27 protein-coding genes are annotated in these 26,777 nt (G+C 65.3%); 12 read left to right on the top strand and 15 right to left on the bottom strand.

Features of this window, described 5'->3' with window-relative positions; genetic code table 11:
* Nucleotides 1-15 precede the first annotated feature (15 nt).
* From F0A17_RS11330 to F0A17_RS11340, 3 genes are read left to right on the top strand one after another with little or no spacing between them, the layout of a single operon-like run.
* Nucleotides 16-348 carry a hypothetical protein gene (locus tag F0A17_RS11330; protein ID WP_149328448.1) on the top strand — a complete coding sequence of 111 codons (333 nt, stop codon included), beginning with the start codon at nt 16-18 and terminating at the stop codon, nt 346-348.
* A 45-nt stretch (nt 349-393) separates the two neighbouring features.
* Complete coding sequence (locus F0A17_RS11335; protein ID WP_149328449.1) at nt 394-789, top strand: VOC family protein; 396 nt, start codon at nt 394-396, stop codon at nt 787-789.
* Between the two features lie 12 nt (nt 790-801).
* Nucleotides 802-1,500, top strand: a complete 699-nt coding sequence (locus tag F0A17_RS11340; protein WP_149328450.1) for a DUF899 domain-containing protein — start codon at nt 802-804, stop codon at nt 1,498-1,500.
* Nucleotides 1,501-1,585: 85 nt separating this feature from the next.
* Here the strand turns inward: F0A17_RS11340 and F0A17_RS11345 are convergent, their stop codons facing one another.
* Nucleotides 1,586-1,789 (bottom strand): putative motility protein, encoded by a 204-nt coding sequence (locus F0A17_RS11345; RefSeq protein ID WP_149328451.1) that lies wholly within the window; start codon nt 1,787-1,789, stop codon nt 1,586-1,588.
* Between the two features lie 134 nt (nt 1,790-1,923).
* Between F0A17_RS11345 and F0A17_RS11350 the strand changes: the two genes are divergently transcribed.
* The gene (locus F0A17_RS11350) at nt 1,924-2,460 is read left to right on the top strand and encodes a GrpB family protein (protein WP_149328452.1); all 537 of its coding nucleotides are present in this window, start codon (nt 1,924-1,926) and stop codon (nt 2,458-2,460) included.
* Between the two features lie 67 nt (nt 2,461-2,527).
* Here the strand turns inward: F0A17_RS11350 and F0A17_RS11355 are convergent, their stop codons facing one another.
* On the bottom strand, nt 2,528-2,965 hold the full coding sequence (locus F0A17_RS11355; protein WP_149328453.1) for an META domain-containing protein: 438 nt from the start codon (nt 2,963-2,965) through the stop codon (nt 2,528-2,530).
* 141 nt (nt 2,966-3,106) lie between these two features.
* On the bottom strand, nt 3,107-3,427 hold the full coding sequence (locus F0A17_RS11360; RefSeq protein ID WP_149328454.1) for a DUF1330 domain-containing protein: 321 nt from the start codon (nt 3,425-3,427) through the stop codon (nt 3,107-3,109).
* A gap of 109 nt (nt 3,428-3,536) precedes the next feature.
* Here F0A17_RS11360 and F0A17_RS11365 point away from each other — a divergent pair, with 109 nt between their 5' ends.
* Nucleotides 3,537-4,340, top strand: coding sequence for a helix-turn-helix domain-containing protein (locus F0A17_RS11365; RefSeq protein WP_149328455.1), 804 nt, complete (start codon nt 3,537-3,539; stop codon nt 4,338-4,340).
* Here the strand turns inward: F0A17_RS11365 and F0A17_RS11370 are convergent.
* Both F0A17_RS11370 and F0A17_RS11375 read right to left on the bottom strand, forming a co-directional pair.
* Nucleotides 4,337-5,146, bottom strand: coding sequence for an aminoglycoside adenylyltransferase family protein (locus F0A17_RS11370; protein WP_149328456.1), 810 nt, complete (start codon nt 5,144-5,146; stop codon nt 4,337-4,339). The two genes, F0A17_RS11365 and F0A17_RS11370, sit on opposite strands and share 4 nt — an antisense overlap.
* A 64-nt stretch (nt 5,147-5,210) precedes the next feature.
* On the bottom strand, nt 5,211-6,413 hold the full coding sequence (locus F0A17_RS11375; protein WP_187774685.1) for an MFS transporter: 1,203 nt from the start codon (nt 6,411-6,413) through the stop codon (nt 5,211-5,213).
* Nucleotides 6,414-6,507: 94 nt separating this feature from the next.
* On the opposite strand from F0A17_RS11375, the gene F0A17_RS11380 reads away from it, so the two are divergent.
* Nucleotides 6,508-7,308 carry an AraC family transcriptional regulator gene (locus F0A17_RS11380; protein ID WP_149328458.1) on the top strand — a complete coding sequence of 267 codons (801 nt, stop codon included), beginning with the start codon at nt 6,508-6,510 and terminating at the stop codon, nt 7,306-7,308.
* A 10-nt stretch (nt 7,309-7,318) separates the two neighbouring features.
* Here F0A17_RS11380 and F0A17_RS11385 read toward each other — a convergent pair whose 3' ends face one another.
* The 10 genes from F0A17_RS11385 to F0A17_RS11430 all read right to left on the bottom strand — a co-directional run bounded on the left by F0A17_RS11385 (nt 7,319) and on the right by F0A17_RS11430 (nt 21,777).
* Nucleotides 7,319-7,597, bottom strand: a complete 279-nt coding sequence (locus F0A17_RS11385) for a DUF2149 domain-containing protein (protein ID WP_149328459.1) — start codon at nt 7,595-7,597, stop codon at nt 7,319-7,321.
* Nucleotides 7,594-8,100: a MotA/TolQ/ExbB proton channel family protein gene (locus F0A17_RS11390; protein WP_149328460.1), complete on the bottom strand. Its 507-nt coding sequence runs from the start codon at nt 8,098-8,100 to the stop codon at nt 7,594-7,596. Before F0A17_RS11390 ends, F0A17_RS11385 begins: the two co-directional genes overlap by 4 nt.
* 15 nt (nt 8,101-8,115) lie before the next feature.
* Nucleotides 8,116-12,198 (bottom strand): cobaltochelatase subunit CobN, encoded by a 4,083-nt coding sequence (cobN, locus tag F0A17_RS11395; protein ID WP_228716891.1) that lies wholly within the window; start codon nt 12,196-12,198, stop codon nt 8,116-8,118.
* On the bottom strand, nt 12,198-14,117 hold the full coding sequence (locus tag F0A17_RS11400; protein WP_149328461.1) for a TonB-dependent receptor plug domain-containing protein: 1,920 nt from the start codon (nt 14,115-14,117) through the stop codon (nt 12,198-12,200). Before F0A17_RS11400 ends, cobN begins: the two co-directional genes overlap by 1 nt.
* Before the next feature lie 106 nt (nt 14,118-14,223).
* Nucleotides 14,224-15,447: a zinc metallochaperone GTPase ZigA gene (gene zigA, locus F0A17_RS11405; protein ID WP_149328462.1), complete on the bottom strand. Its 1,224-nt coding sequence runs from the start codon at nt 15,445-15,447 to the stop codon at nt 14,224-14,226.
* Between the two features lie 93 nt (nt 15,448-15,540).
* Nucleotides 15,541-16,398: a LysR family transcriptional regulator gene (locus F0A17_RS11410; protein WP_149328463.1), complete on the bottom strand. Its 858-nt coding sequence runs from the start codon at nt 16,396-16,398 to the stop codon at nt 15,541-15,543.
* 46 nt (nt 16,399-16,444) lie between these two features.
* Nucleotides 16,445-17,485, bottom strand: coding sequence for a zinc-dependent alcohol dehydrogenase family protein (locus tag F0A17_RS11415; protein ID WP_149328801.1), 1,041 nt, complete (start codon nt 17,483-17,485; stop codon nt 16,445-16,447).
* Nucleotides 17,486-17,612: 127 nt separating this feature from the next.
* A complete protein-coding gene (locus tag F0A17_RS11420) occupies nt 17,613-19,079 on the bottom strand; it encodes an NAD-dependent succinate-semialdehyde dehydrogenase (RefSeq protein ID WP_149328464.1) in 1,467 nt (488 codons plus the stop codon).
* A gap of 50 nt (nt 19,080-19,129) precedes the next feature.
* Nucleotides 19,130-20,173 carry an LLM class flavin-dependent oxidoreductase gene (locus tag F0A17_RS11425; RefSeq protein WP_149328465.1) on the bottom strand — a complete coding sequence of 348 codons (1,044 nt, stop codon included), beginning with the start codon at nt 20,171-20,173 and terminating at the stop codon, nt 19,130-19,132.
* Nucleotides 20,174-20,196: 23 nt separating this feature from the next.
* The gene (locus tag F0A17_RS11430; RefSeq protein ID WP_149328466.1) at nt 20,197-21,777 is read right to left on the bottom strand and encodes a BCCT family transporter; all 1,581 of its coding nucleotides are present in this window, start codon (nt 21,775-21,777) and stop codon (nt 20,197-20,199) included.
* A 360-nt stretch (nt 21,778-22,137) separates the two neighbouring features.
* Here F0A17_RS11430 and F0A17_RS11435 point away from each other — a divergent pair, with 360 nt between their 5' ends.
* Genes F0A17_RS11435 through F0A17_RS11460 form a run of 6 tightly spaced genes read left to right on the top strand, consistent with a single transcriptional unit; the run spans nt 22,138 to nt 26,773 of the window.
* Nucleotides 22,138-22,740, top strand: coding sequence for an amino acid synthesis family protein (locus F0A17_RS11435; RefSeq protein ID WP_149328467.1), 603 nt, complete (start codon nt 22,138-22,140; stop codon nt 22,738-22,740).
* Nucleotides 22,741-22,756: 16 nt separating this feature from the next.
* Nucleotides 22,757-23,587, top strand: coding sequence for an alpha/beta fold hydrolase (locus tag F0A17_RS11440; protein ID WP_149328468.1), 831 nt, complete (start codon nt 22,757-22,759; stop codon nt 23,585-23,587).
* A complete protein-coding gene (locus tag F0A17_RS11445; protein WP_149328469.1) occupies nt 23,584-25,062 on the top strand; it encodes an aldehyde dehydrogenase in 1,479 nt (492 codons plus the stop codon). The genes F0A17_RS11440 and F0A17_RS11445 overlap by 4 nt, the downstream gene beginning before the upstream one ends.
* A 14-nt stretch (nt 25,063-25,076) precedes the next feature.
* Nucleotides 25,077-25,583 (top strand): flavin reductase family protein, encoded by a 507-nt coding sequence (locus F0A17_RS11450; protein WP_149328470.1) that lies wholly within the window; start codon nt 25,077-25,079, stop codon nt 25,581-25,583.
* A gap of 23 nt (nt 25,584-25,606) precedes the next feature.
* The gene (locus F0A17_RS11455) at nt 25,607-25,987 is read left to right on the top strand and encodes a carboxymuconolactone decarboxylase family protein (protein WP_149328471.1); all 381 of its coding nucleotides are present in this window, start codon (nt 25,607-25,609) and stop codon (nt 25,985-25,987) included.
* A gap of 48 nt (nt 25,988-26,035) precedes the next feature.
* Entirely contained in the window at nt 26,036-26,773 is a 738-nt protein-coding gene (locus tag F0A17_RS11460; RefSeq protein WP_149328472.1) for a GntR family transcriptional regulator, read from the top strand.
* The last annotated feature ends 4 nt before the right edge of the window (nt 26,774-26,777 follow it).

A 26,777-nucleotide genomic window follows, 5' to 3' on the forward strand; every position in this document is an offset into this window, starting at 1 on the left:
CTCAGGAGGTGCGAGATGAGTCAGTACGAACCGCTGCATCGAGTCGACCCCGTCATGCGACGCGACGCGCGTGAACCCGAGCCCGATTTCTACATGCCGGCCATGCCGCCTTTGGGGCTGATACGCGCTTTCGAGCGCTGGTGGCGGGCCTATCGGCTTCGGCGGCAGTTTCGCCGACGCTACCTGTCACTACTCGCCCATGACGACCATATGCTCGAAGACATGGGCCATCATCGCGAGGATATCCTGTGGGCTTCCAAACTGCCGCTGAAGGTAGATGCCGACCAGACACTGGCGCGCTGTCGCGCGCTGAGAAGGCGGGGCGCGGGCAGCGTTAAATGGAGCTAGAATGGTCGAAGCAGGTGGAACTCAGCCCCTGGTTCGGAGAAGCGCATGGCGCATCACGTCACACCTCACCTGATGTTCGACGGTACCGCCGAGCAGGCCATGCGCTTCTATGTTTCGCTGTTCGACGATGCCGACATCATCCATCTGGAACGTTACGGTCCCGACGAGCCGGGCGCTGAAGGCAGCGTCAAGCTGGCCGAGTTCGCGCTGGCGGGAAGGCGCTACCTGTGCATCGACAGTCCGGTGAAACATGAATTCTCCTTCACCCCTTCGCTGTCGCTCTTCGTCGAATGCGACTCGCGCGACGAGTTCGAAGCGCTGTTCGAGCGGCTGGTCAAAGGGGGCGAAGCACTGATGCCGCCCGACGACTACGGCTTCAGCGAGCGCTTCGCCTGGATCAACGACCGCTTCGGCGTGTCGTGGCAACTCAACCTGGCCTGAGGAATTCCACTGATGTCATCGCCACAGCCCCCCATCGTCTCGCAAGCAGAGTGGCAGGCCGCCCTGGAGCGGCAGATAGCCCGCGAAAAGGCACATACCCGGGAGCGGGACCGCCTCAACGCAGCGCGTCGCCGGTTGCCCATGGTGGAGGTGTGCACGGATTACGTCTTTGAAGGACCCGCAGGGCCGGTCGGCCTGCTCGACCTTTTCGAGGGCCGACAACAGCTGATCATCTACCACTTCATGTTCGGTCCTGACTGGGAAGCGGGTTGCGATGGCTGTTCGTGGGTGGTCGATGCCATGACCCATCCCGCCCACCTGCATGCCCGCGACACGACGCTGGTGCTGGTCTCACGGGCACCGCTGGAGAAGCTGGAACGATATCGGAAGCGCATGGGCTGGCGCTTCCCGCCGTGGTACTCCTCGCTCGGCAGCGACTTCAACCGGGACATGGGCGTGACGACCTGTTGCGACGCCCCCGACGCGGACCGCGGCGAGCGGCATGGTATCAGCGTTTTCCTGCGCGACGGCGAACGGGTCTTTCGTACCTATTGCACCGGCAAGCGCGGTGTGGAGTACCTGGGCAGCCTATGGACCTACCTGGATCTGACGCCCTACGGTCGCCAGGAAACCTGGGAAGACTCGCCGACCGGCTGGCCACAGACGAAACCGTACGTATGGAACCGGCGCCACGACGAATACGAGACATGACGCGCCCACCGGATCGGCAGGACCATCCAGGCAGGCAAGGAGAAGCGCCCCTGTCGGGGCGCGAGAAAGAGGGGTTGAAGACGCGTCAAGCGTAGGTGTTGACCAACGTACCCAGCGAACCATCGCTGGCCAGCTGTGGCTGCAGCGAAGCCGACTCCAACAGGGCGGTTACCTGATCTTTCTGCATGTCCAGGGCCTGCTTGAAGACCTGCATCTGCGCCTGCTGGGCGGTCTGGGCCTGCTGCATGACCAGCGCCTGGCTGACGGCATTGTTGACGGCTGAATCCATGTCCCGCTCCTGTTCTGGGTTCTTCTGTCTCGCCAAGCTATCAGCGAACGACGTCGCTGGCAAAAACGTTGTATCGACGGTGCGAACGCGTTCCTGACCGCCCACTGCAGCGCAATGCCCCAAGGAGCGCCCCCATGACGGAAGCGGAATCCCTGCGCCTCGCCGTGCATGAGCGGATCGAGCTGGTCGATTACGATACCACCTGGCCCATGCACTTCGACATCGAGCGCGAGCGCTTGTACGAGCGCTTCCCCGACAGCCTGATCGACGTGCAACACATCGGCAGCACCGCCGTGCCCGGCATGCCGGCCAAGCCCATCATCGACCTGATGGCCGGCGTCGCGTCCATGGCCGTTGCCGACGCCCTGTTCGACACGCTGCTCGGTTTCGGCTACGTGACCTCGGTCGAGTTCAACGCCAACCTGACCGACAGGCGCTGGTTCATGCGCCATGCCCATGGACGCCGCACCCATCATCTGCATGTCGTCGTCCATTCAGGTGCAGTCTGGCATCAGCGACTGGCGTTTCGCGATGCGCTGCGCACCGTGCCGGCACTGGCCGAACGCTACGCAGCCCTCAAGCGCGAGCTGGCTTCCTGTCACAGAGAGGACAGGGAAGCCTACACCCAGGCCAAGGGGACTTTCGTGCGCTCGGTCATCGAACCGGGGTGACATCACGACCGAGCTGTTCGCGAGCTCTTTCCGGATCGAAGCCAATTCGCAACAGGGCCAGATGCGATCAGTAGAGGTGCACCGCCTCGAAGTGCGCAACGGCGATACCGGCCTCGTCCTTGAGGGTCAGCGCCACGCCTTCGACCTGCCAGCTCGCTGCCACCTCGAGCGCTTCAAGGAGGGCCTGCTCGGTCTCGCCTCCCTGCAGGCAGGCCATGCGCGTGGTGATCAAGGGGCCAAAGCGCAGGGAGTCGTTCTCCAATCGGTAGCTACCCGTCAGGCGGTTGCATCCGGTGGAGCCCGCCACGCGCCTCTCCTCGGCATGCAGCACGACATGTGCCTCGCGCCGGTTGTCCAACGCCTCGGCCATGACATCGCCGGCTCGGATCAGCTTCCAGTAGGTGTTCTCCAGGGATTCGTCATGTGACGTCGGCCCCTCCAAACCGGTACAACCCATCAGGGCGATGGCAAGTGCCCCCAACAACGTGGCAAAACGCCTTTCCATTTCTCATTTCCTCGACAAGCGATGTTCACTCCCGCCTCTGGCGCAGCGGGCTCCATGCGTTGTTACTGTCAGGGAGCGCACAGCGAATGGCCAGTCAAGACGGCGCGGATGGCGGCCGGCCCTCCCTGGCGGAACGCCTCCTCAGCCAAGAATGTCGACGCCGCGGTGCCCTTCCTCTACCCCTTCCACCAGGATGACGTCGCCCACGGCATTGGCGGTACGCAACGGCAGGATGCGCCGATAGGCCTCGGAGCAATACCAGGACTGGGCCTGATCCAGGCTGGGGAAGCCGAGCATGATCGTATCGCCCTGCCAGCTCCCTTCCAGCACCTGGGTAGTGCCGCCGTGGATCAGGTAGCGGCCGCCGTAGGGCGCGAGGGTGGCATCGATCTTCTTCAGATATTCGATAATTTCCGGACCCATGGTGACGTCCTGCAGGCGGGCGATGGCGTAAGCGGTCATGGCAATGCTCCTGTGGTGGGTTTCGCCACAAGCTTCACCCACCGTGTGCCGCCTGGCGATTACCTGCCAGGTAATAGTCAGGCATATCGCTTGGCGCTAATCTGAGCCCATGACCACGATCTTCCACACGCCCGGGCAGCTGTTGAAGCTGTGGCGCCAGCGGCGGCGTCTGAGCCAGCTCGCACTCGCCACCGAAGCCGACATCTCCCAGCGCCACCTGAGCTTCGTCGAATCCGGACGCGCCGTGCCGAGCCGGGACATGCTGCTGCGCCTGGCGGAACAATTGGACGTTCCCCTGCGCGAGCGCAACCGGCTGCTGCTGGCCGCCGGCTTCGCCCCGGCATACGGCGAACGTCCTATCGATGCGCCCGAATTCGAGACGATCCGCGGCGTGATCGAGCGGCTGCTCGCGAGCCACGCCCCCTACCCGGCGCTGGCCGTCGATCGCCATTGGTACCTGCTGATGGGCAACCGTCCGCTCGAGCGGCTGCTCGGCGGCATCGAGCCCGCACTGCTGGAGCCGCCGATCAACGTGCTGCGGCTCACTCTGCACCCCCAAGGGCTTGCATCGCGCATTCTCAATTTCCGAGAGTGGCGCGCGCATATTCTCGAACGCTTGGCCCGCCAGGCCGATACGACGGCCGACCCTGCGCTTGCCTCGCTCAGCGAGGAACTGAAAGACTATCCGGTGCCGGCCGGGGCTCGTCCTCATCGGGCTTCGAGATCGAGCCATGCCGGCATCGTCGTGCCGCTGGAGCTGGCCATGCCGGATGGCCGCGTGCTGTCGCTGTTGAGCACCACTACGGTATTCGGCACGCCGCTCGATATCACGCTCGAAGAACTCGCCATCGAGTCGTTCTTCCCGACGGACGCGGCCACTCAGGAAGCATTGCAGCGGCTGGACGATACCTAGCCGCATGACCGGTCGGCGGCGTCCCCGCAATGCTCAATGGCGCGCTGCAGGAAACGTGACAGCCCCTCCACCTGTGGCTTGCGCTGCGTCCACCCCTCGCCGCCCCCTTCGAGATAGCCCCGCCGTACCAGCGCCATCGTGCCCTGGTGCTCCAGCGGCAGGCGCTCAAGCGCCCAGGCGGCGGCAACGTCCTTGGGCGCGATCTCTCCCGTCTCGAGAGTCATCCACATTCGCCCCAGGGTCAGCAACACATTGCGTTCATCGCCCGGCAATCCCTCGATCAGGCCAGGCAGCGAGTCGATTATCGCCCGTCGCAGGTCCGCCTCGGGAATTGGCGCAACCAGCTCCGCCAATTCGGGCCCATGCAGGGCCAGGCTAGCCTGCCGGGCGGAGGTCAGCACGATGGCCAGGTCGGGGTCGGCTGTTGCCGGCGGTATCCGGCCCTGCTCGAACGCGTCCCGCAGCCACTCACCATAGACCAGCTCGCTCCTCGGCGGGTATTGCCACGGTACCAGCGCCTCCCGGCACAGCAGCGTCACCTCCAGCGGCCGGGGCGAGCCGTCGTCTGCGCTACCGGAGACCCGCATCAGCGACCTGACCAAGCGTCGACGCACCGGCTCCTCAGGCGGCTGATTGATGACCGCCAGCATGTCCACGTCGCTATTGGGACGCAGGCCGCCAGTGAGCGCCGAGCCGAACAGATAGACGCCGACCACGGTCTCGCCCAACTCGCAAGCGAGGATGCCGAATGCGTCCTTGGCTTCCTTGGGTAGCGGCTGTTCGGCCGCTCGGGCAGAGCGCCTCATCGATATCTCCATTACGTCTTGCCATGTTGCGAACCACGGCCAGGGCAGGCGCTTGCGGTCGACGTTACGCCTTGTCGCCGAGAACCGCCTGCCGGTAGCGCCGGGCCGGCAACAGCAGTGCGGCCATCGCCACGCCAATGGCACAGGCGGCCAACAGCAGGTAGAGCCGGACGAACCCGCTGGCCGGATCGTAACCCCAGGCCACGATCGGCACGGCCAAGGAACCGACTCCCAGCGACAGCACGTACTTTACGGCATAGACCCGCGCCCGCCAGCCGCTTGCGGTATGACGCGCCACGATGGCGTCCTGCACCGGAATCACACCGAACACCGTTATCATCAATCCCAGCGCCAGGACAACGATTCGCCATTGCCCTCCCTGGGCCATCAGCAGCAACAGAGGGACCTGCAACAGCGCCAGCAGCAGCATCAACCGCCGCGGCGGGACCCTGTCCACGGCCCTGCCGGTGACGAGTTGCGCCATGGAGGCGCAGGCAAAGACCATCGATGCCAGGCCGGCGGCGCTGACCAGGCCACTCCCGCTGCCCCCGAAGGCGTCCTCCATGATCTTGGGCAGCACGACGGTGGTGGCCGCGAACACGAGCCCACCCATCAATGCCGTGACGACCAGGTAAGCGAGGATTCGCCCGGGCAGCGCCGCCGGGGCCTGCACCGCTGTCGGGGATTCGACGGCAGCCGAGGACGCCCCACGCTTACCGCGCTCGGGCGGTACCAGCGCCAGGTAGGCGATGCCGCTCGCCAGACACAACGCACCGGGAATCAGGAAGGCCGCCTGCCAGCCGAGCATGCCCGCGAGCGCACCGGTCACCAGCGGCGCCGCCGCGACGCCCATGTTGCCCCACACGCCGTTCACGCCCAGCGCCTGGCCAACCCCTTCGCCGCTCTCCGCGACCAGGGCGATGCCGACGGGGTGATAGATCGCCGCGAAGCTGCCCATGAGAAACAGGCCGGCGGCCATCTGGTAGGGGCCGCTGGCGAAGCCGGTGAGCAGGGAAGCCACACCGAGCCCCAGGAACATCACGGCCATCATGCCTTGGCGACTCCAGCGGTCGCCCAGCCAGCCCGCCGGCAGGGTGAAGGCGGCAAAGGCGACGAAGCCCGCCGTGGCCGGCAGCAGCAGCGCGCCATAATCGCCCTGGCCACGACTCTCGAGCGCCACCGCCACCGTAGGGTGTATCAGCATGAAATAGTGGGCATAGGCATGCCCCACGTTGAGAAACAGTAACCGAACGCGATTGCCGCTCATGGGTTGGCTCCAGGGTTGCCGGTCTTTCAGGCTAAACTGGAGTCGAGGCGACTTCTCTCGCCATTCCGACAAGATATAGCGCGCAACGGACAACATGCCCCACGCCACTCCCCTGCCACGCGAAGTCCTGCAACGGCGCATCGAGAGCGCCCCGGGCCCCGTGCAACCCTATGCCTGCGACTATCCCGCCGGCTGGGATACCGGGCCACATCATCACGTGCGCACTCAGCTCGTCTTCGCCACCCAGGGCGTGATGACGGTATCGACCCCGGCAGGACGATGGGTGGTGCCGCCCCAGCTCGCGGTATGGATACCGGCTCGCCTGGAACATGCCCTGCTGATGCACCGGTCCGTGAAGCTGCGCACGCTCTACCTCGACGAGCGACTGCCGGGGCTACCGGCCCAGCCGCGCGTGGTGAACGTCTCGCCGCTGCTGCGCGAGTTGATATTGCGCTTGATGGCGCTGCCGGCCGAGACGACCGCCCGCGGTGCCGGCGCGCGGCTGGTCGCGGTGCTGCTGGACGAACTACACGAAGGGCCCACGCTGCCGCTGCACCTCCCCGAGCCCCACGACCCCGCGCTGCGACGGATCTGCACCGCCCTGCGTAACGACCCGGCAAACCGGGACGACCTGGCCATCTGGGGCCGCACGGTCGGCGCCTCGCCACGCACCCTGGCGCGACGCTTCCAGGCGCAGACAGGCATGGGGTTCGCCGCCTGGCGCCAGCAGGCCCGCCTGCTTGCCGCGCTGCCCCTGCTGGCGGAAGGGCACTCGGTCACGGCCGTGGCCCAGGAGGTCGGCTACGAATCGCCGAGCGCCTTCATCGCCGCCTTCCGACGCCGCCTGGGGACCAGCCCCGGACGCTACTTCTCCCGCCCGCCCGAGGGCGCTTGAGGCCGGACGATCAGTCATCGTCCGGCACCAGCACCAGGGAGCCATCGGGCAGGCGGTAGGTGGTGCCGGCGCGCACGCCCTGGCCCTCGCCGAGGGTGCCGCTGGATACGAAACGCTCCAGCGCCTCGCTACGCTCGCTGACCACGCCGCCCTCGCTGGCGGCGTGATACGCCGCCTCGCGCTGGGCGACGACGATCAGCAGCAGCACGATCATCACCAGGAAGACGTCGATGACGTTGACCACCGAGAGCAGCGGATCGTCGTCCTCCATATCCAGGAAGCGCCTCATGCCGTTCCTCCCTCGACCCGCGTCCCGGTCACGGCGCGCTCACGCTCGATGCGGTGCAGCGAAGCGAGCAGCCAGCGCCGCCGCACGGTGACGATCCAGTAGGTGATGGAAGCGGTGATCAGCGCCAGGATCACCGCCGCGAAGGCCACCACCAGCTGCTCGCCGACGCTGGCGAGATCGCCATCGCCCAGCGCCAGCAGCGCCGGACCCAGCGGGATCATGGTGGCCACCAGGCCCAGCATGGGCGCGATGCGCGAGACGATGCGCAGCGGCTCCAGGCGGCGCAGAATGAGCAGTTCCAGCCCGTCGCTGTCGTCGCTGCCGTGTTCGCGGCACCAGCGCGCCAGCGGACAGGCGTGGTCGCCCCGGCGGCGCTGCCAGGTTTCCATCAGGAAGCTGCCCAGCGCGTAGAAGGAATAGGCGAAAAGCAGCAGGATCAGCGCCAGCACCGGCAGCAGAAACAGCCGCCCCAGTTCGTACATCCAGAGTTCGAGGGTGGTCATATCAGGATTTCATGGTCAAAGTTGCATGGATTGATGGATGGAGGGGGAGTGCGCGTGGGCGCGCCGCCACTGGTGCGCCATGCCCGCCGCGACCAGCAGCGCCAGCGCGATGAGATAGGCCAGCTCCCGCCACAGGGGGCTTGCGCCGGCCTGGCCGGGCTCGGGAGGCGCTTCCGGTAACGGCTGGATGAGTTCGCCCACCACCGGCACCGCTTGCGGCGCCTGGCCTTCCCGCCCGAAGCCGGTTGCCGCTTCGTTGTTCTCTCTCTCGCTATCGAAGTCCGTCGCCAGATCGGCGATAAAGGCTTCCCGCGCGGCGCTGGTGGGCACGTGCTCGGCGAGCTGGCGCCACTCCCGGTGCAGTTCGGCCAGGGAGCGCCGGGTGGCGTCGTCCGCGTCCCAATGACCGGTGCGCACCGCGTCCAGCATCCGCTCGGTCATGTTGAGGAAGGCTTCCGGGTTGTGCTCGCGAAACCACGCCTCCAGCCCCAGTTCATAGGCGTCGCGCAGATAGATGTCGTGGAAGCGCTGCCACTGGTCGTCGCGCACCATCTCCGGCGCGGTGGCCTGCCAGCCCCAGAGGTTGTCCACGGTGGCCTGCAGTTGGGTGGTGCCGGCGTAGCCCTCTTCCATCATGCTGGTCAGCCAGCGCGGGTGGTGATATCGGGTGCGCAGCTCGCGGGAGAGGAAGTGGCTGGCCGTTTCGATGCGCCCGGCGCCGGGGTCGCGCAGGTTGCTGATCATCAGCGCCGGCCGCTCGCCGCCCGCGGCGTGCACGGCGGCGGAGAGCCCGCCCAGGTAGGAGAAGGGGTCGTCGGTGCTGAGCAGGCCGAAGAGGTTGGAGCTGCGCGCCAGCACGGCGCTCTCCACCCCGGCGAGTTGCGTGGCGAAGAGGTCGAGCTGGGGCACCCGCTCGCCCCAGTGGGCCGGGTCGGGGCCGTAGACGTGATCGAAGCGCTCCAGGAAGACCCGCCCCAGCGCCGCTTCGTCGTTGCCCTCGGCGCCGGACCAGGCATCCACGTCGGCGGCGACATCCGCCATGCCGCTGCCGTATTCGCCGCTGGCGGAGGAGAACAGCCGCGCCCGGGAGAGCCGCCGGGCGTCCTCGGCGTCGAGCCCCGCCGCCCGCAGCCGGTTCTCCAGCACCCGGCTGGCGTGGCGCACCGGGTTGTCCGGTTCGTCCAGCGCCGCCACCTCCGCCACGGCCTCGGCCAGCAGCGCCATGGCGTCGGCGAAGGAGTCACGATAGAGGCCGGTGGCTTGCAGCACCACGTCCACCCGCGGGCGCCCCAGCTCCTCCTGGGGAATCACGCGCACCCCGGCCAGGCGCCCGCGTTCGTCCCAGCGCGGCTCGACGCCCAGCGCCGCCAGCGCCTGCCCTTCGATCACGCCGTGGTGACGCATCGCCTCCATGGCCCATAGCGAGAAGGCGATGCGCCGGGGCGGCCGGCCATGGGCCTCGATATGCCCGGCGAGCAGTTCCTCGAACAGCTCGGCGCCGGTCTGGTAGGCGGCGCGGGTGGGCACCCGCGAGGGGTCGAAGCCGTAGAGGTTGCGCCCGGTGGGCAGCGAGTCCGGGTTGCGCAGCGGGTCGCCCCCGACCGAGGGCTCGATGAAGCGCCCTTCCAGCGCCGCCAGCAGGGCGGGCAGTTCGTTCTGTTGGCGCAGGTCGGCGAGATACGCAGTACCGCCCTCGATCCAGGGTTGCAGCGCCGGGTCGTCGCTGGGCGCCCCTTCGATCAGCGCCCGGTGGAGCACCTGGTAGGGCAGGGAATCTTGCACCGCGTTTTCGGCGTCGCCGCTGAACAGCTCCTCGCGCGCGTGGGCGTCCGCCTCCAGCACGCTGTAATAGGGCTCGCCGAGCATCTGCATCACGGTGGAGATCAGGTGCTCGTCCCGCGCCGGCCGGCCGAAGGTGTGCAGCCCCAGCGGCTCGCTCTGCACGGCGAGCTCGTGGATATAGTCGTGCAGCCGCTCCAGATAGGCGGGAAATGCCGCCTCGCCGACACTGCCGCCGTGGCCCAGGTCGTCGTTCACGCCCAGCTCCTCGCCCAGTTCGAGGATACGCTCGCCGACCCGCCGCCGCGCCGGGCCGTCGTCCATCTGCTCCCAGTCGTGGACCAGGTCGTGCAGGTCCACCAGTTCGAAGTAGAGCGCCGCGGGAGCGAAGGGCGGCGTCTGGTGGGAGACGATGGTGGCCCGGGCGCGGCGCCGGGCCAGGGTCGCCTCGGCGAGGTTGTCGACGATGTAGGGATAGACGTGCGGCAGCTCGCCAATCACCGTGTGGGACGCATCGCCACGGGCCAGGCCGCGCGCCTTGCCGGGGCCGTACTCCGCCGTGCCGTGGGTGCCGAAGTGGATCAGCGCGTGGGCGCCGAAGCGTGCCTGCAGCCAGGCGTAGCCGGCCAGGTAGTCGTGGCTGAAGGGCAGGTCAGTGTCGTGATAGCCGTGGGCGTGCTCCGCCCCTTCGCCGTGCACATGGCGCGGCGGCTGGGGCAGCACCACGGCGTTGCCGAGGCTCAGGCGCGGGATGACGAAATACGCCTCGCCGTCGTCCTCCACCCAGGTGCGGGCCCGCTCGACGCCGCCCCACTGCGCTTCCACCGCGTCGCGCAGCGCCGGGTCCTGGCGCTCCAGCCAGGCCAGGTACTCCGCCATCGGAAAGCGCTCGGCCAGCCCGGCTTGCTCCAGGGCCTCCAGGGCCGCCCGCGCCTCGTCACGTTCTGGACCGCTCCGGGGTTCTGGCCCGGCCTGACGTTCTGGCCCATCCGGGGGTACGGGATAGAAGATATTGACCAGTTGCCGCCCCGCCTCCACGAGTCGCTGCGCTTCCACGGCGCGTACCGCGTAACCGGCCTCTTCCAGCGCGGCGGAGAAGGCCGCCAGGCTCTCCGGCACGTTGAGGTGGGAGGCGGAGAAGTTGCCGCGCCCCGGCGGGTAGTTGTAGAGGTAGATGCCGAGCCGCTTGTCGGCGTTGTCCAGACGCGCCAGGGCGGCGTGGTTGAGCGCCCGGCGCACCAGACTGCCCAGTTCCGGCTCGATGGGTACCAGTTGCCGGTCACTGGCGCGCTCGGCGGCGACCACCGTGGGGTCGGTGATGCCCGCCATCTCGGCGGTGGCGAAGTAGACCGGCGTGCGGGTGCGCGGATAGCCCTCGGGGTCGGCGCGCCACTCGGCTTCGTCGCCGGGCGTATAGAGCCCCTGCAGTACCGGCACACCCAAGCGTTCGAGGTCGTCGCGGCGCCCTTCGGGATTGAGGGTGATGCGGTAGTTGAGCAGGGCGTCGACGACGGTTTCTCCGTTCTCGCGCAGCAGCGCCGCCATGCCGTGTTCCGGCGGGGCCATCTCAGGAAAGTAGAACACCAGCGGCACCGCGCCGGCCGCCTCGACATGGGCGACGGTGGCGTCGATCCAGTCGGTGAGGCCGTAGCGCACGTGGCTGTCGTGCACCGCTACGCCGATCACCGGGGCCCGGAGCGGCCAGTCATGTCCCGATGCTTGCGCATACCACTGCCGGTAGGCGCCCAGGTCGTCGAAGATAAGGCCATCGTAGCGGGGGTGGTAGATGCCGAGGTCGGGAAAGCGCCGCGGCTCGGGCACCGCCTCGTCATGCCGCCCCAGCAGCGGGCCGGTGAGGTAGGCGAAGAAGGCCCGCAGGTTGCCGGGGCCGCCCTCGCTCAGGTAGTCGGCGAGCCGCTCCGCCCGTTCCGGCGCCACGCCCACGGCGCTCACCTCGTCGCGTTGGACGAAGACCGCCTTCGCGCCCAACTCGGCGGCGCGGGCGCGCAGTGCCTCCACCAGCGCCTGGTCGTCGCGCTCGTGGGCCGGGGCGAAGAACAGCGTCAGGTCGGCCCCGACCTCCAGCCGCTCGGCGCTGCCGCCCAGCTCATGGGCGTGGTGCGCCTCCACCCTCACCCCCGCCTCCCGCCCCAGCGCCTCCATCTGGCTCAGCAGGCCGGGGCGCACCGGATTGTTGGCGATCAGCGACAGGCGGGGCTCGGCAGCGCTCGCCGCCGCGCTGAAGAGCAGGCACGCCACCAACGCCAATACCCCTATCAACACCCTGGGAAAAATGCCCCACATGCCACGTATAGCCATCAAAACTCCCAATTCACTGAAGCGTGATAGAAGCGCCCGCGGATCTCATGGCCGTAGGCGTCGTCCACCTCGTACAGTTGCCGGTCGGTGAGGTTCTCGACGCCGGCGCGCAGGCTAAGCTGCGGCGTCAGTTCCTGGCGGACCCCGGCATGCCACAGGGTGTAGCCGGAGGCGTTCTCGTCATGGATGCGCTGGTCGCCGATGTATTCGCCGCGCAGGTTGAGCCGGCCGCCCGGCCACAGTTCCGCCTCGGCCAGCAGGTTGAACCGCTGGCGGGGGCGGCGCACCAGGCGCTGGTCGGTCTGACGGTCGCGGGCCTCCAGGTAGGTGTAGTTGCCGCGCAGCCGCCAGGTCTCGCCGGGCCGCCAGCCCGCCTCCAGCTCCACCCCCTGGGTGCGCGCCCGCTCGACGTTGCTGTACTCGCGGATCTCCGGCGCCATGGGGCTGCGGCTGCCGCAGTTGGCGATGCAGGCGGCGTCGATCAGGTCCTTGACGTCGTTGCGGAACAGCGTCGCCGAGGCGTGCCAGGGTCCGGCGTCGTGCTCGATGCCGAGGGCGTAGCTGTCGGTGCGTTCAGGTTCGAGGTCGGGATTGCCGACGAACTCCAGCCACGGCATGGGCGGGCCGCCGATGAAGTCCGGCGAGGAGCGGCGCAGGTCCGGAGCGGCGTAGCCCCGGGCATAGTCCGCCTTCAGCCGGGTATGGTCGGTAAGGGCGTAGACGCCGCCCACGCGCGGGCTCAATTGGCTGTCGTAGCGGCTATGGTCGTCGAGCCGCGTGCCCAGGGTGAGGATCAGGCGGTCGTCCAGCAGGTAGCTGCGGTTCTGCACCAGGGCGCCACGGTGGCGCACGCTCTCGTCCAGCTCCTGGGCTCCCGCGCGCTCGCGCTGGAAGCTCTCGAAGCGTACGTCGCCGGCCAGGGTGAGGGTGTGGTGCCCGCCCCAGTCGCGGCTGGCGCTGATATCCAGCACGTCGTCGGTGTGCACTTCCTCGCGGGAGAGCTGGACCTCCTCGGAGTCGCTGCGCGAGCGGTAGAGATCGACCCGCGAGCTCCAGGTATCGCCCTGGTAGTCGTGGCGAATGCCGACGCTGTAGCGTTGCAGGTCCAGTTCGCGCCAGTCGTCGGGGCCCGGCCCGGTGGTGGTGTCGCGCTCGTCGTCGCTGACGTTGAGGAACAGCTCCCAGCGACTCGCCTCGTTGGGGCGGAAGTCGAGGCTGCCGTAGCCGGTGAAGGCGTCGCGCCCCTCGCGGTGATCCATCTCCGGGTCCTGGCGGTCGCGGGCCGGACTGCGGTCGTACACGTCCAGGCCGAAGGTGGCCCCCACCCGCTCGCCGATCGGCCCACCGGTGAACAGGCTGGCGACACGCTCGCTGCCGCCGCTCTGGCGGTCCACCCAGCCGTAGCGCGTGCCCAGGGTGGTGGTCCATTCCTCCGGCGTGCGGGTGATGACGTTGATCACGCCGCCCAGGGCGTCGGCCCCGTAGAGCGACGAGGTGGGCCCGCGCACCACCTCGATGCGCTCGATGGCGGCCACGGGAATCTGCGCCATGCGGAAGTCGCTGTGGCCGATCAGCTCGTCGGTAACGTTGAGCCGGCGGCCATTGAGCAGGATCAGGGTGTGCTCGGGATTGAGGCCGCGCACGCTGATCAGGCTGCGACCATCGCGCTCTTCTTCCAGCGAGATACCCGGCACATCGCGCAGCATGTCGGCCAGCGTCGCCGCCGGCGTGCGCTGAAGATCCTCGCGGCCGATCTCGGAGTAACCGGTGGGCGCCTCCTCGCGGCGGATCCCGGTGCGGGTGGCGGTCACCACCAGGGGCTCCAGCGCAGGCTGTGTCTGTGATTGCGCCGCGGCAACGTCGAACATGGCCGGGGCCGCGAGCAGGCCCAGCCAGGCGTAGGCAGTAGATTTCTTCATCAGGGTTCCCTTGAGAGGGCGCCTACGAACGACTGCGTTCGCAGCGCTCACAAGCGTTCTCCACATCCTCTTTAGTGATGTTATATCGTAATTTTTTTGAGTGACATCAAGGCCATTCGGGAAAGGGATCGGGCAGCTTGGCCCAGGCTTCCAGGCCGGCGGCCATCTCCTCGTCGCCGAGCAGGCAGGCGTCCAAGGCGCGGACGATGCCTTCGCGATCCAGGTTCTGGCCGATGAAGACCAGCTCCTGGCGCTTGTCGCCGAAGGGCTCCTCCCAGTGCGCCATGATCGCGGCGCGGTACTCCGGGTCCTGGGGCCAGCGTGCCTCCGGTACCGCCTTCCAGAACGTGCCGACGAAGCCGTAGTGCGCCACGCCGCCGGCCTGGCTCCACTGGCCGACCAGTTGCGGTCGCGAGGCGAGCCAGAAGAAGCCCTTGGAGCGCAGCAAGTTGCCGCCCAGCCAGTCGCCGTGGAGCAGGTCGAAGAATTTCTGTGGGTGGAAGGGCCGCCGGGCGCGATAGGCGAAGCTGGCGATGCCGTACTCCTCGGTCTCCGGGGTGTGGTCGCCGCGCAGCGCCTTGAGCCAGCCCGGCGCGCGCTGGGCGCGCTCGAAGCTGAAACGCCCGGTGTCGAGCACCTTGTCCAGCGGTACCTGGCCGTGGCGCATGGAGATGATCTCGGCCTCGGGGTTGAGGGAGTGCAGCACCGCCTTGAGTTCGTCCAGGCGCTGCTCATCGATCAGGTCGCTCTTGCTGATCAGCAGCACGTCGCAGAACTCGATCTGGTCCACCAACAGGTCGGCAACGTTGCGCTCGTCCTCCTCGCCGAGGCTCTCCCCCGCCTCGGCCAGCGACTGCGCCTGGTGGTACTGGTCGAGGAAGTTGGCGCCATCCACCACGGTGACCATGGTGTCGAGGCGGGCGATCTCGTTGAGGCTGCGGCCCTGTTCATCCTCGAAGGTGAAGGTCTCGGCCACCGGCAGCGGCTCGGAGATGCCGGTGGACTCGATCACCAACTGGTCGAAGCGCCCCTCGCGGGCCAGCCGCTCGACCTCGATCAGCAGGTCCTCGCGCAGGGTGCAGCAGATGCAGCCGTTGCTCATCTCCACCAGCATCTCCTCGGCTCGGTTGAGGGCGACCTCCCCTTCCTCCCCCGAGCCGGGCGTACCGCGCACCAGGTCGGCGTCGATGTTGATCTCGCTCATGCCGTTGACGATCACCGCGATGCGCCGACCCTCGCGGTTGGCAAGCAGGTGGTTGAGCAGCGTGGTCTTGCCGGCGCCGAGAAAGCCGGAGAGCACGGTGACGGGGAGTCGGGTGGCCAGAGCCATGGGCGGGGATCTCCTCGCTGATTGGAAAATGCGACAAATAACGTTATAACATAACAAATGCCATGACAAGTAAGCGCCAGAGACGCCATGCCTTCAAGCCAGCCTGGCGTCCTGCTTCAGGACGTCGGCGACGAACCCCATGAAGGCTCGAATACGTGCCACTCGACGTAGGTCCGGATGGGTCAGCAGCCATAGCTCGGTGGCCAGCTCGGGGATGGGCTCGCCGATGCGCATCAGAACCGGGTCAGCATCAGCCAAATAGCAAGGCAGCACCGCCCAGCCCAGGCCGTCACGGGCGGCAGCCAGCATGCCGAGCAGGGTATCGACACGATAACGACACCGCCCCTTCGCCCCGCGCCCCTTCATCCACCGCTCCAACGCTGGATACCCTAAATGGCGATCCGGACCAACCCAGTTCTCTGTTTCGGCCTCGGCGCGAGCATAGACAGCTTGAGCAATGCTTCCGACCCTCCGCCCCACCAAGTGTTCGGGCGGTGCGGCTGTGGGGCGTATCGCCACATCGGCATCGCGTTGGGAGAGATTGAACAATTGGTTGGAGACGACGATTTCCAACTCGATCTGCGGATGCTCGTTCTGGAACCGGGCAAAAAGAGGCGACAGCAAGCCTATCAGCAGAGTGTCCGTGGTAGTCACGCGAATGGTGCCGGAGAGCCTCAGGTCTCGCCCTACCAGGCGCCGCTCGGCGCTCATTATCTCGGTTTCGACACGGGCTGCCGTGGTGGCCAGCTCCTCGCCCGCCGGCGTGGGCGCATAGCCCGTGCGCGAGCGCTCGAACAGCGCCACGCCCAAGCGTGCCTCGATGGCATTGAGTCGCCGAAACAGAGTGGCGTGACTGAGCCCCAGGCGCCGCCCCGCGCCCGATAGGGTTCCCGTCTCGGCAATGGCCAGCACTGTGCGCAGGTCGTCCCACTGCAGCGACTGCTCGGTCACGATTTGCCCCCACCGACCGTCAGCATGGCTCGGCTCCGGTCACTGTTCAGAATTCGGTGACCACGGTCACGCCGACGCCTTGGAACTCGTCCATGCTCGTCAGCGCCTCGATCGACTGTTCCAGGCTGATCCTCTGGCCGACCAGCTTCTCGGGCGAAAGCTTGTCGGTCTGGATCATGTCGAGCATGGCGCCGTAGCGATAGGCCTGCATGCCGTGGCTGCCCAGAATCTCGAGCTCGTTGGCGATCACCTTGCTCATCGGAATGGCCGGCGTGCTGTGATCGGCCAGCATGAGCCCGACCTGAACGTGCTTGCCGCGCTTGCGCAAATTGCTGATCGAATTGAAACAGGTGGTGGGGTGTCCCAGCGCATCCAGCGACACGTGGGCACCGCCCCGCGTCACCTCGATGACCGCCTCGGCGACGTCTGCCACATCGGTTGCGTTCACGGTGGCCACCGCGCCCAATTCATGGGCCAACTGGAGTTTCTCGGCCGAGATGTCGACGGCCACCACGTTGGCGCCCACGGCGTTGGCGATCATGATCGCGGAGAGGCCGACACCGCCGCAGCCGTGCACCGCCACCCACTGCCCGGCAGATGCCTTACCCTGGTCGACCACGGCGCGAAACGAGGTCACGAAGCGGCAGCCCAGGCTAGCCGCCGTGGCGAAGTCCAGCGTCTCCGGCAAGGCCACCAGGTTGATGTCGGCATGATGGATACCGACATACTGGGCGAAGGAGCCCCAGTGGGTGAAGCCAGGCTGGAACTGACTATCGCAGACCTGGTGATTCCCCGAGTAGCACTCGGGGCAGCTGCCGCAGCCGCCAACGAACGGCACCGTGACGCGATCCCCCACGCGCCATTGCTTCACGTCCTTGCCCACCGCCTCGACGATGCCCGCCAGTTCGTGTCCCGGCACGTGGGGAAGCCGAATGTCGGGATCGTGCCCCATCCAGCCGTGCCAGTCGCTGCGGCACACGCCCGTCGCCATTACCCTGACCACGACGCCATGCGCCTCCGGCGTCGGGTCGGGCAGTTGCCGGATTTGCGGCGGGGCGGAAAAGGCCTCGTAGACCACGGCTTTCATGGAAGTCCTCACTTGCGGTTTGTTCATGTATGCAAGCCTCTCTTCCTTTCCTGAGGAATGCCTGATCGCAAGCGTACAACATAGTCAGAAGGCAATCATGTAGGCCAGCACACCGCCTGAGATGCAATCAACTATCCAACCCTCCCATGCAGATGTACTTCACCTCCAGATAATCCTCGAGCCCATACTTCGAGCCTTCACGGCCGAGCCCCGATTCCTTGATGCCACCAAAGGGAATGACCTCGCTGGAGATGCCCACTTCGTTGACGCCGACCATACCGTATTCGATTCCTTCGGAGACGCGCCAAACGCGGCCGACATCGCGGGTATAGAGATAGGAGGCGAGACCCACCTCGGTGTCATTGGCCATGGCAATGGCTTCGGCCTCGTCCTTGAAGCGAAAGATTGGCGCGACCGGCCCGAAGATCTCTTCGCGAAACACTCGCATGTCGCGGTTGACGTCGGTCAGCACGGTGGGTTGATAGAAGCAGGCGCCCCGGCTGTCGGGCGAGCCACCTGTCGTCGCCCTGGCGCCCTGGGCCAAGGCATCTTCGACCAGCCCATGCACCTCTCTTACCGCCCGCTCGCTCACCAGCGGCCCCATGGTCACGCCCTCGTCCAGGCCGTTGCCGACCTTGAGCGCGTTCACTGCTGTAGTGAACTTCTCGACGAAGGCGTCGTATACACCATCCTGCACCAGGATGCGGTTGGCACAGATACAGGTCTGGCCCGCATTGCGGTACTTGGAGGCCACCGCTCCGGCGACGGCCTGGTCCAGGTCCGCATCGTCGAACACGATGACCGGGGCATTGCCGCCCAACTCCATGGACACCTTCTTCACACTCTCGGCGCACTGCTTGAGCAGCAGCTTGCCCACCGGAGTCGAGCCGGTGAAGGTCACCTTGCGCACCAGGGGGCTGCCAGTCAGCTCGTTACCGATCACGCTGGCACTGTCCCCCATCACCAGGTTCAGCACGCCAGCCGGAATCCCGGCACGCTCGGCGAGCTCGACCATGGCCAAAGCAGACAGCGGGGTTTCCTTGGCCGGCTTCATGACGAAGGTGCAGCCCACCGCCAACGCAGGCGCCGCCTTGCGGGCCAGCATGGCATTGGGGAAATTCCAGGGCGTGATGGCTGCCACCACCCCCACCGGCTGCTTGATGGTGACCAGGCGGCGATCATTGGCGAAGGTCGGAATCACATCGCCATAGACGCGCTTCGCCTCCTCGGCGAACCATTCGATGAATGACGCCCCGTAGGCCACCTCGCCCCTGGCCTCGGTGAGAGGTTTGCCCTGCTCGCTGGTCATGATCAGCGCCAGGTCGTCCTGGTGCGCCAGCATCAGGTCATGCCAGCGACGCAGGATCGCACTACGCTCCTTGGCGGTCTTCGCCTGCCAGGCCGGCAAGGCGCGGTGCGCCGCCTCGATGGCGAGCCGGGTCTCCGCCGCACCAACGCTCGCCATCCTGGCGATGACGTCTCCGGTAGCGGGATTGGTCACCTCGAAGCTGTCACCGACGGAGCCGTCCATCCACTGGCCATCGATATAAGCCTGGGTCTTCAGCAGTCCCGGATCTTTCAGTTGCAATGTCATTATCGACTCCAGGTGCACGTTGCGTCTGGGCAGTTGGCTTTCACCCATGATCAACGAAAGTGCGGCATGACCTCATTGATGAACAGCTCGAGTGAGCGCTTCTTCTCTTCGAAGGGCAACGTATTGTCGGTCCAGAAGCTGTACTCAGTGATGCCCAACCGCTCATAGCCCTTGAGCCGATCGACCAGTTCACTCGGCGTGCCGATCATCATGTTGCGACGCAGGCTTCCCAACGCGAACTCAGGATTATCAGCCACGGCTTCCTCGGGAACGGGCTCGAAGAAGCCGTCGACCGCCTGCTGGTCGTTTTTGAACCAGGCCATGAAGTAGCGATAGAAGAGATTGAGAGCCTTGGCGCCTTTCCTCCAGCCTTCCGGGTCGCTCTCCTCATGCACGTAGGTGTGACGCAACAGCATCAGGTCGGGGCGCGACACATCGGGATGGTTGGCACAGGCGGTGTCAAACTTTCTCGCCAGGTCGGCCACTTCCTCATCGCCTTTCATCAAGGCCGTTACCATGACATTGCAGCCGTTCTTGACGGCAAAGTCGTGGGAGTTAGGGTCGCGAGCGGCGATCCATATCGGAGGCAGCGAGGACTGAACCGGCTTGGGAACGCTGGTGGTAACGGGGAAGCGATAGACGTCGCCCTGATGCGCATAGTCGCCCTGCCAAAGCCCGCGGATCGCCGGCACCATCTCGCGCAGCGCCTGGCCGCCATCCGCCGCCGACATGCCATCGGCAAGACGGTCGAACTCGAACTGGTAGGCGCCACGGGCGATGCCGAACTCGAGCCGGCCATCGCTTATCACATCGAGCATGGCGGCTTCACCCGCCAGGCGGATCGGGTCCCAGAACGGCGCCACGAAAGTACCCGCCCCCAGGCGGATACGTTCGGTCTTGGCGGCCAGATATGCTAGTTGAGCGGTTGGGCTCGGCGACGAAGTGTATTGCATGCCATGGTGCTCGCCGATCCAGGCGGTACGGAAACCTCCCGCCTCGGCGATCTTCACCAACTCGCAGAGCTCCTCGAACAGCTGCCGGTGACTCTCATGCTCTTGGTAGCGTTCCATGTGCAGAAAGAGGGAAAACTGCATCTCGATTCTCCTGACAAATATCGTTAGGACGCTTCGGTCCGTCTTCTTGTGGCCAGTTCGGCTTCACGCCCCTCTTCGCTCAGCGCCTTGATCATGCAGTACGCCATGATCAGCAAGGCCAGCGAGAAGGGAAACGCCGCTGCGATGGCAGCCGTTTGCAGTGCCTCCAGACCTCCGGCCAGCAGCAGTACGGCGGAGGTGGCGCCGAGGCCCAGGCCCCAGATCACCCGATAAAGCTGCGGGGGATGTGGGTTACCCTTGGCCAGGATGGTGCAGATGACCAGCGTGCCCGAATCGGCGGACGTCACGAACCAGGTAACGATCATCACCGTCGCCATGCCAATCATGAAGGTGGTGGCCCACGGCACGTCCAAGGCGGCAATGGTCTGGAACAACACCTTGGTCACGTCCGTATTGGCTACTGCGGCAAGATCAACGCCGCCGAACAGCTGCAGATGCAGCGCCGTACCTCCGAAGATGACGATCCAAGTCATCGCGCCCAGCGTGGCGGCCAGCATGCCCCCAAGCAGTACTTCACGAAGGGTGCGTCCACGCGATATACGAGCGATGAAAATACCCACATAAGGGCCCCAGGCGAGCCACCATCCCCAGTAGAAAAGGGTCCACCAACCCTGCCACTGGCTCTCGGGATCGGAATTGGTCCAGAACCCCATGGAGACGACGTTGGATAGATAATCGCCCAGGCTGTTGGTGAAGGTGGCCAGCAGGAAGATGGTCGGCCCGGCCAGGACGAAGAAGGCGAACAGGATCATGCTGAGATAGATGTTCCATTCGCTCAGTAGCCGAATGCCTTTCTTCAGCCCGGAGACGGCCGAGAGGGTCGCCATCACGGTGACGCCCAGTACTAGCAGAACCTGATTGGTACTGCTGATTTCCATACCGAACAGGCTATTCAGCCCGGCATTCATCTGCGAGACCCCGAGCCCCAGGGTCGTGGCGGTACCGAACAGCGTGGCGAAGATGGCCAGCAGGTCGATGGCATGGCCGATCGGCCCGTGAATGCGCTCGCCAAGCAGTGGGTAGAACGCCGAGCGGATGGTCAATGGCAGACCTTTGCGATAGGCGAAATAGGCCAGGATGGCTCCGACCAGAATATAGATCGCCCAGCCGTGCAGCCCCCAGTGGAAGATAGTGATGCTAAGGGCCGTCTGAGCCGCTTCCATCGAGTAGGGCTCGACGCCGTTCATGGCAATGAACGGGTTGCCCTGCAGGTGGCTCAGGGGCTCGGCGATGCTCCAGAACAGCAGCCCTGTCCCTACCGCCGCGCTGAACAACATGGCGAACCAGGTGAAGTTGGAGAACTCGGGACGCTCATCGTCGTTTCCAAGGCGTAACTTGCCATAGGGGCTGAAAATGATCCCGATGGTGACGATCAGCACCACATTCACCGTCAGGATGTAATACCAGCCGAGCTCCTGTTCGATGAACTGCTTCACGGCCTGGTAAATGCTGTTGGCCAGCGCTGGCTGCAGCACGGTGAAGAGGACGAAGGCGACCACCATCGCTGTCGAAGCGATCGCCATGGTCCTGTCCACGCCGGCAAACACACCGCGCCTTGGGGTGGCCTGTCGAGAGTCTGGCATGGGGAGTCTCTCCCTGTAGGTTGTCTTGTCGTTATGGCTATTCAGTTGTGGCTATGCCTGGAAGGCATGCGAGCCTGGCGATACATCGAGCCTTACCGGCAGCGATGATTCGACAGCATTCTGGTATGCCATAATACAATACGCAAGCACTTATTCCTTTTCGTCCCTATTCGCCTCTTTTTTTCTAAAATTATTTATATTTAAATCAATATGTTAATCAAGTAATGCTCTCAGGTAATCTCTCCCGAATGCAGCTGATCGCCGAGCAAGAGTTGTCGGATTCTTTTTTTGGTATTATGGTATGCCAAGATTCAAGAAACAGTGGCCGCCACAGAACAGGGCAGACCGAGGGAGACGACGATGGGCTTTGAAATTCGCAAGATTGCGACCTACCGCGAGACGACCTACATCGAGGGAGGCAAGCGAGGAGAGCGCCCCGTAACCATGCTTGGCGTGGCAGCGGTGATCGCCAACCCCTGGCACGGCCGAGGCTTCGTCGAAGACCTGGCGCCCGAGATCCGCCATGGCTGCTCTGCGCTCGGCCAGCAGCTCGTCCAGCTGGTACTGAAGGAGATCGATGGCGATGCCATCGAGGCGTATGGCAAGGCGGCGGTAATCGGCGCCGATGGTGAGATCGAACACGCCTCGGCGATCATTCACACCCTGCGTTTCGGCAACCATTATCGCGATGCCGTGGGTGCGAAGAGCTATCTGAGCTTCACCAACAAGCGTGGCGGGCCGGGCAGCTCAATCCAGATCCCGATGATGCACAAGCACGACGAGGGCTTCCGCTCGCATTATGTCACCCTGGAAATGCGCATCGAAGACGCTCCACGTCATGACGAGATCGTCGTCGCTCTGGGCGCCGCCGATGGCGGTCGTCTGCACCCGCGTATCGGCAACCGCTATCAGGATCTGCAAGAACTTGCCGCCGAGGCCGAGCAGGCCGGCAGCAACGACTGAGCATCGAGGAGGCAGCATGGAGCTCACCAAGGCGTGCAAGACTCCCGATGGCACCCGTTTCTGGCGCCAGGGCCAGGGCTCATCAGTCGTCCTCATCCATGGCGTGGGCCTCGATGCCACCATGTGGCGGTCGCAAGTCGAGGCATTGGCACAACGCCATGACGTCATCGTCTACGACATGCTCGGTCATGGTGACAGCGCCCTGCCGCGGGAAGATGCCGAGTTGGATGACTACGCGGACCAGTTGGCATCACTGCTCGACCACCTGGGACTCGAGCGGGTTGCCGTGGTGGGCTTCTCGATGGGCGGGCTGGTGGCGCGCGCTTTTGCCCTGCGCCACCCGCAGCGCCTGACTGCGATGGTGGTCCTTTCCAGCGTCTTCGATCGTGACGCGAATGAACGCTCAGGGGTCCGTCAACGCCTGGCCCAGGCCCGGGAACGGGGCCCCGCGGCCAATGTCGGCGCAGCATTGAAACGCTGGTTCAGCCCAGCCTTCCATCGGGCCTACCCCGAACGGATCACCGAGATCCATGAGATCGTCAGCAGCAACCATCCTCAAGGGTATTACCGCAGCTATGCCCTGTTCGGGACCGAGGACCGCTTCGGTACCGAGCGCCTGCAGACGATCCGTGTGCCGGTCCTGGTCGCCACCGGCGAGTTGGATCCAGGATCCACGCCTCGCATGGCGCATGCCCTGGCAGGCCACCTCCCCAATGCCGAGGTGCATATTTTCCCCGGCCAACGGCATATGGTGCCCATGGAGGACCATGAAGCCGTCAACGCCGTGCTGCTGCGCTTTCTTGCCAAGGCATTGGCCAACGCCCCATCCAAGGAGGTATTCCAATGAGTCTTGATACGCTATCCATGTACATCGATGGAGAATGGGTCGCTGCTCGCTCCGGCACTACCTTCGACAGTTACGATCCCGCGACCGGCAAGGCGTGGTGCCGAGTACCGGACGCCGGCATCGATGACGTCGATGACGCCATACGCGCCGCTCAGCAAGCCTTCGAGGCCCCCGCCTGGGCCGGCCTGACCGCCACGGCGCGCGGCAAGCTGCTGTACCGACTCGGCCAGTTGATCGCCGAGCACGGCGAGGAACTCGCTCAGTTGGAGAGCCGCGACAACGGCAAGTTGATTCGCGAAACGCGCGGTCAGGTCGGCTACCTTCCTGAGTTCTTTTTTTACAACGCCGGTCTGGCTGACAAGGTCGTCGGCGAAACCCTGCCACTGGACAAAACGGACTTGTTCGGTGCCACCGTGCGGGTTCCGCTGGGCGTGGTGGCGGCCATCGTGCCATGGAACAGTCCCCTGTACCTCACCGCCATCAAGCTCGCGCCGGCGCTGGCGGCCGGTAACACAGTGGTCATCAAGCCCTCGGAGCATGCCTCGGCGAGCCTGATCAAGCTGATGCGTCTGGTCGAACAGGCCGGCTTTCCCCCTGGTGTGGTCAATCTGGTCACCGGCTTCGGACCAACCTCGGGGGCGGCGCTCACCAGCCACCCACTGGTGCGCAAGATCGCCTTTACCGGCGGTGCCAATGCAGCCCGCCACATCGTTCGCAGCAGCGCCGAAAACTTCGCCAAGCTGTCGCTGGAGCTGGGTGGCAAGTCGCCCAATATCCTGTTCGAAGATGCCGACCTGGACAGTGCCATCAATGGCGTGGTGGCCGGGGTATTTGCCGCCTCCGGGCAGAGCTGCGTGGCGGGATCGCGCCTGCTGGTTCAGCGCAGCATCTATGACGAGGTCATCGAGCGCCTTCGCGAGCGGGCACAAACCATCCGCATCGGCGCCCCCTCGGACCCCGAGACCGAAATGGGACCCATGGCGACCCAGGCCCAACTGGAGACCGTCGAGCGCATGGTTGCCCAGGCCCAAGCCGATGGCGCGCAACTGATCTACGGCGGCAGGCGCCCCGACATTGCGGAAGGTTGGTATTACACCCCAACGATCCTGGCCTGCACGACGCACGACATGCCCATCATGCAGGAAGAAGTGTTCGGTCCAGTGGTGGCGGCCATTCCCTTCGATGACGAGGCCGAAGCGCTGAGATTGGCCAATGACAGCCAGTTCGGCTTGGCCGCCGGTATCTGGACCCAGGATGTCGGGCGCGCTCATCGCCTGAGCCGCGACATTCGCGCCGGCATCCTGTGGGTCAACACCTATCGCGCCGTCTCGGCCATGGCACCGATCGGCGGCTTCGGTGCCAGCGGCTACGGTCGCGAAGGCGGTATCAACGCCGTACACGATTACACCGAACTCAAGACCCTGTGGATCAACTTGTCCACCCAGCCCATGCCTGATCCCTTCATCATGCGTTGAGTACGGAGCGAACCATGATCGATACCCAACATTACAAGCAAGTTCTCGGCGCCTTCCCGACAGGCGTAACCGTCGTTACGGCCCTCAACGAAGATGGCAGCTTGGTAGGGTTCACCGCCAGCGCTTTCTCGGCGGTTTCCATGGCCCCTCCCTTGATCCTGATATGTCCTAGCCTGGGATCGGACTCCTATCCCGTCATCAAGCGAACCGGCCGTTTTGCCGTGCACATTCTCGGCCATGACCAGCAGGCCGTCGCCTACCGTTTCGCCGTTAAGGGGCGCGACAAGGTCGAGGGAGTCGCCTGGCATCGCTCAGAGCATGGCAACGCCATTCTTGACGGCGCCACGGCCTACCTGGAATGTCGGCTGTGGGAAGATTACCCGGGTGGCGATCACGCCATCGTCGTGGGAGAGGTACAGACGTTATGGCTCGGTGACGACAGACTGGACCCGCTTTTGTACTGTCGAGGCAAAATGGACAAGCTACCCGATACCTTCCGCCTGTCGCCCGCGACAGCCTGACAACACGCAGCGAGGTATTACAGATGTCGCAAGAATGCTTCGAAAAAGGCCTGGAAAAACGCCGCCACGTACTCGGCGCCGAGTACGTCGACCAGTCGATCCACAATGCAGACGATTTCACTCGGCCACTCCAGCAACTGGTAACCGAATACTGCTGGGGTGAAGTGTGGCAGCGCCCAGGCCTCAGTGACCGCGATCGTAGCGTGATAAACTTGGCCATGATTACCGCCCTGAACCGCCCTCACGAACTGCGCCTGCACGTCCGCGGAGCGATCAACAACGGTCTCAGCGTCGAGGAGATCCGTGAGATTCTGCTGCAAACGGCGGTCTACTGCGGGGTGCCGGCGGCCATCGATGCCTTCCGTACCGCCCGTGAGGTATTGAGCGAAATGGGTGAGCTATAGCCTGGGAGTCCGGCAATGGCGCGACTCTCTGGATCAGGAGATGTAACGATGCGAAGAGCGCTACGGGATGACAGCCTTAGGGTCACGCGAAATCAGCCTACCCTCCGCGAGATCGTGGTCGACAAGCTTCGTCAGGCCATCATGACCTTCCAGTTGCTGCCTGGCGACCGTCTAGTGGAGCGCGATCTATGCGAGCGACTGGGAGTCAGTCGCACCTCGGTGCGCGAAGCCTTGCGCCAGCTCGAGGCCGAGGGTCTGGTGGAGCATTCCGGCACCCGAGGGCCGCGCGTCGCCGTGATCACGCTCGAGGACGCTCGCGATATCTACGAACTGCGTTGCATGCTGGAAAGCACGGTGGTTCAGCTGTTTACCCAGAAGGCCACTCGGCGCCAGATGGCGGAACTGGAGCATGCCTGGGAGATCCTCAAGGAAACGCTCCGCGAAGGCGATACCAACGAGATCGTCGAGGCCGTCAGCGACTTCTATGGAATGCTCTACGAAGGGGCGGGCAACCGTATCGCCGGCCAGATCCTCAGCCAACTGCAGGCACGCGTCAACTACCTGCGGGCGACATCGGTATCCCAGAAGGAGCGTTCCCTCGATAGCTTCCGTGAAATGATGCGCATTATGGAAGCGATCAAGGCCCGAGATCCAGTCGCCGCTCATGAAGCATGCGTAGCGCATATCCAGGCGGCCGCCAAGGTCGCCCTGGCAGTTCTGGCGGCCAAGAGTGGCGAGTCAGCGGAACCGATCACACCGCCTCTGCGCGTAGCTCCTCATTTGTAGCGAG

The organism is Billgrantia pellis, assembly GCF_008297955.1.
Classification (GTDB): Bacteria; Pseudomonadota; Gammaproteobacteria; order Pseudomonadales; family Halomonadaceae; genus Halomonas; species Halomonas pellis.

Bases quoted from the DNA above. Each gene is read 5' to 3' on its own strand.
- F0A17_RS11355 (WP_149328453.1), bottom strand. From the start codon at position 2,965: ATGGAAAGGCGTTTTGCCACGTTGTTGGGGGCACTTGCCATCGCCCTG.
- zigA (WP_149328462.1), bottom strand. From the start codon at position 15,447: ATGGCTCTGGCCACCCGACTCCCCGTCACCGTGCTCTCCGGCTTTCTC.
- F0A17_RS11365 (WP_149328455.1), top strand. From the start codon at position 3,537: ATGACCACGATCTTCCACACGCCCGGGCAGCTGTTGAAGCTGTGGCGC.
- F0A17_RS11330 (WP_149328448.1), top strand. From the start codon at position 16: ATGAGTCAGTACGAACCGCTGCATCGAGTCGACCCCGTCATGCGACGC.
- F0A17_RS11380 (WP_149328458.1), top strand. From the start codon at position 6,508: ATGCCCCACGCCACTCCCCTGCCACGCGAAGTCCTGCAACGGCGCATC.
- F0A17_RS11335 (WP_149328449.1), top strand. From the start codon at position 394: ATGGCGCATCACGTCACACCTCACCTGATGTTCGACGGTACCGCCGAG.
- F0A17_RS11345 (WP_149328451.1), bottom strand. From the start codon at position 1,789: ATGGATTCAGCCGTCAACAATGCCGTCAGCCAGGCGCTGGTCATGCAG.
- F0A17_RS11445 (WP_149328469.1), top strand. From the start codon at position 23,584: ATGAGTCTTGATACGCTATCCATGTACATCGATGGAGAATGGGTCGCT.
- F0A17_RS11400 (WP_149328461.1), bottom strand. From the start codon at position 14,117: ATGAAGAAATCTACTGCCTACGCCTGGCTGGGCCTGCTCGCGGCCCCG.
- F0A17_RS11425 (WP_149328465.1), bottom strand. From the start codon at position 20,173: ATGCAGTTTTCCCTCTTTCTGCACATGGAACGCTACCAAGAGCATGAG.
- F0A17_RS11420 (WP_149328464.1), bottom strand. From the start codon at position 19,079: ATGACATTGCAACTGAAAGATCCGGGACTGCTGAAGACCCAGGCTTAT.
- F0A17_RS11435 (WP_149328467.1), top strand. From the start codon at position 22,138: ATGGGCTTTGAAATTCGCAAGATTGCGACCTACCGCGAGACGACCTAC.
- F0A17_RS11340 (WP_149328450.1), top strand. From the start codon at position 802: ATGTCATCGCCACAGCCCCCCATCGTCTCGCAAGCAGAGTGGCAGGCC.
- F0A17_RS11385 (WP_149328459.1), bottom strand. From the start codon at position 7,597: ATGAGGCGCTTCCTGGATATGGAGGACGACGATCCGCTGCTCTCGGTG.
- F0A17_RS11375 (WP_187774685.1), bottom strand. From the start codon at position 6,413: ATGAGCGGCAATCGCGTTCGGTTACTGTTTCTCAACGTGGGGCATGCC.
- F0A17_RS11430 (WP_149328466.1), bottom strand. From the start codon at position 21,777: ATGCCAGACTCTCGACAGGCCACCCCAAGGCGCGGTGTGTTTGCCGGC.
- F0A17_RS11450 (WP_149328470.1), top strand. From the start codon at position 25,077: ATGATCGATACCCAACATTACAAGCAAGTTCTCGGCGCCTTCCCGACA.
- F0A17_RS11460 (WP_149328472.1), top strand. From the start codon at position 26,036: ATGCGAAGAGCGCTACGGGATGACAGCCTTAGGGTCACGCGAAATCAG.
- cobN (WP_228716891.1), bottom strand. From the start codon at position 12,198: ATGGCTATACGTGGCATGTGGGGCATTTTTCCCAGGGTGTTGATAGGG.
- F0A17_RS11360 (WP_149328454.1), bottom strand. From the start codon at position 3,427: ATGACCGCTTACGCCATCGCCCGCCTGCAGGACGTCACCATGGGTCCG.
- F0A17_RS11370 (WP_149328456.1), bottom strand. From the start codon at position 5,146: ATGAGGCGCTCTGCCCGAGCGGCCGAACAGCCGCTACCCAAGGAAGCC.
- F0A17_RS11415 (WP_149328801.1), bottom strand. From the start codon at position 17,485: ATGAAAGCCGTGGTCTACGAGGCCTTTTCCGCCCCGCCGCAAATCCGG.
- F0A17_RS11455 (WP_149328471.1), top strand. From the start codon at position 25,607: ATGTCGCAAGAATGCTTCGAAAAAGGCCTGGAAAAACGCCGCCACGTA.
- F0A17_RS11390 (WP_149328460.1), bottom strand. From the start codon at position 8,100: ATGACCACCCTCGAACTCTGGATGTACGAACTGGGGCGGCTGTTTCTG.
- F0A17_RS11440 (WP_149328468.1), top strand. From the start codon at position 22,757: ATGGAGCTCACCAAGGCGTGCAAGACTCCCGATGGCACCCGTTTCTGG.
- F0A17_RS11350 (WP_149328452.1), top strand. From the start codon at position 1,924: ATGACGGAAGCGGAATCCCTGCGCCTCGCCGTGCATGAGCGGATCGAG.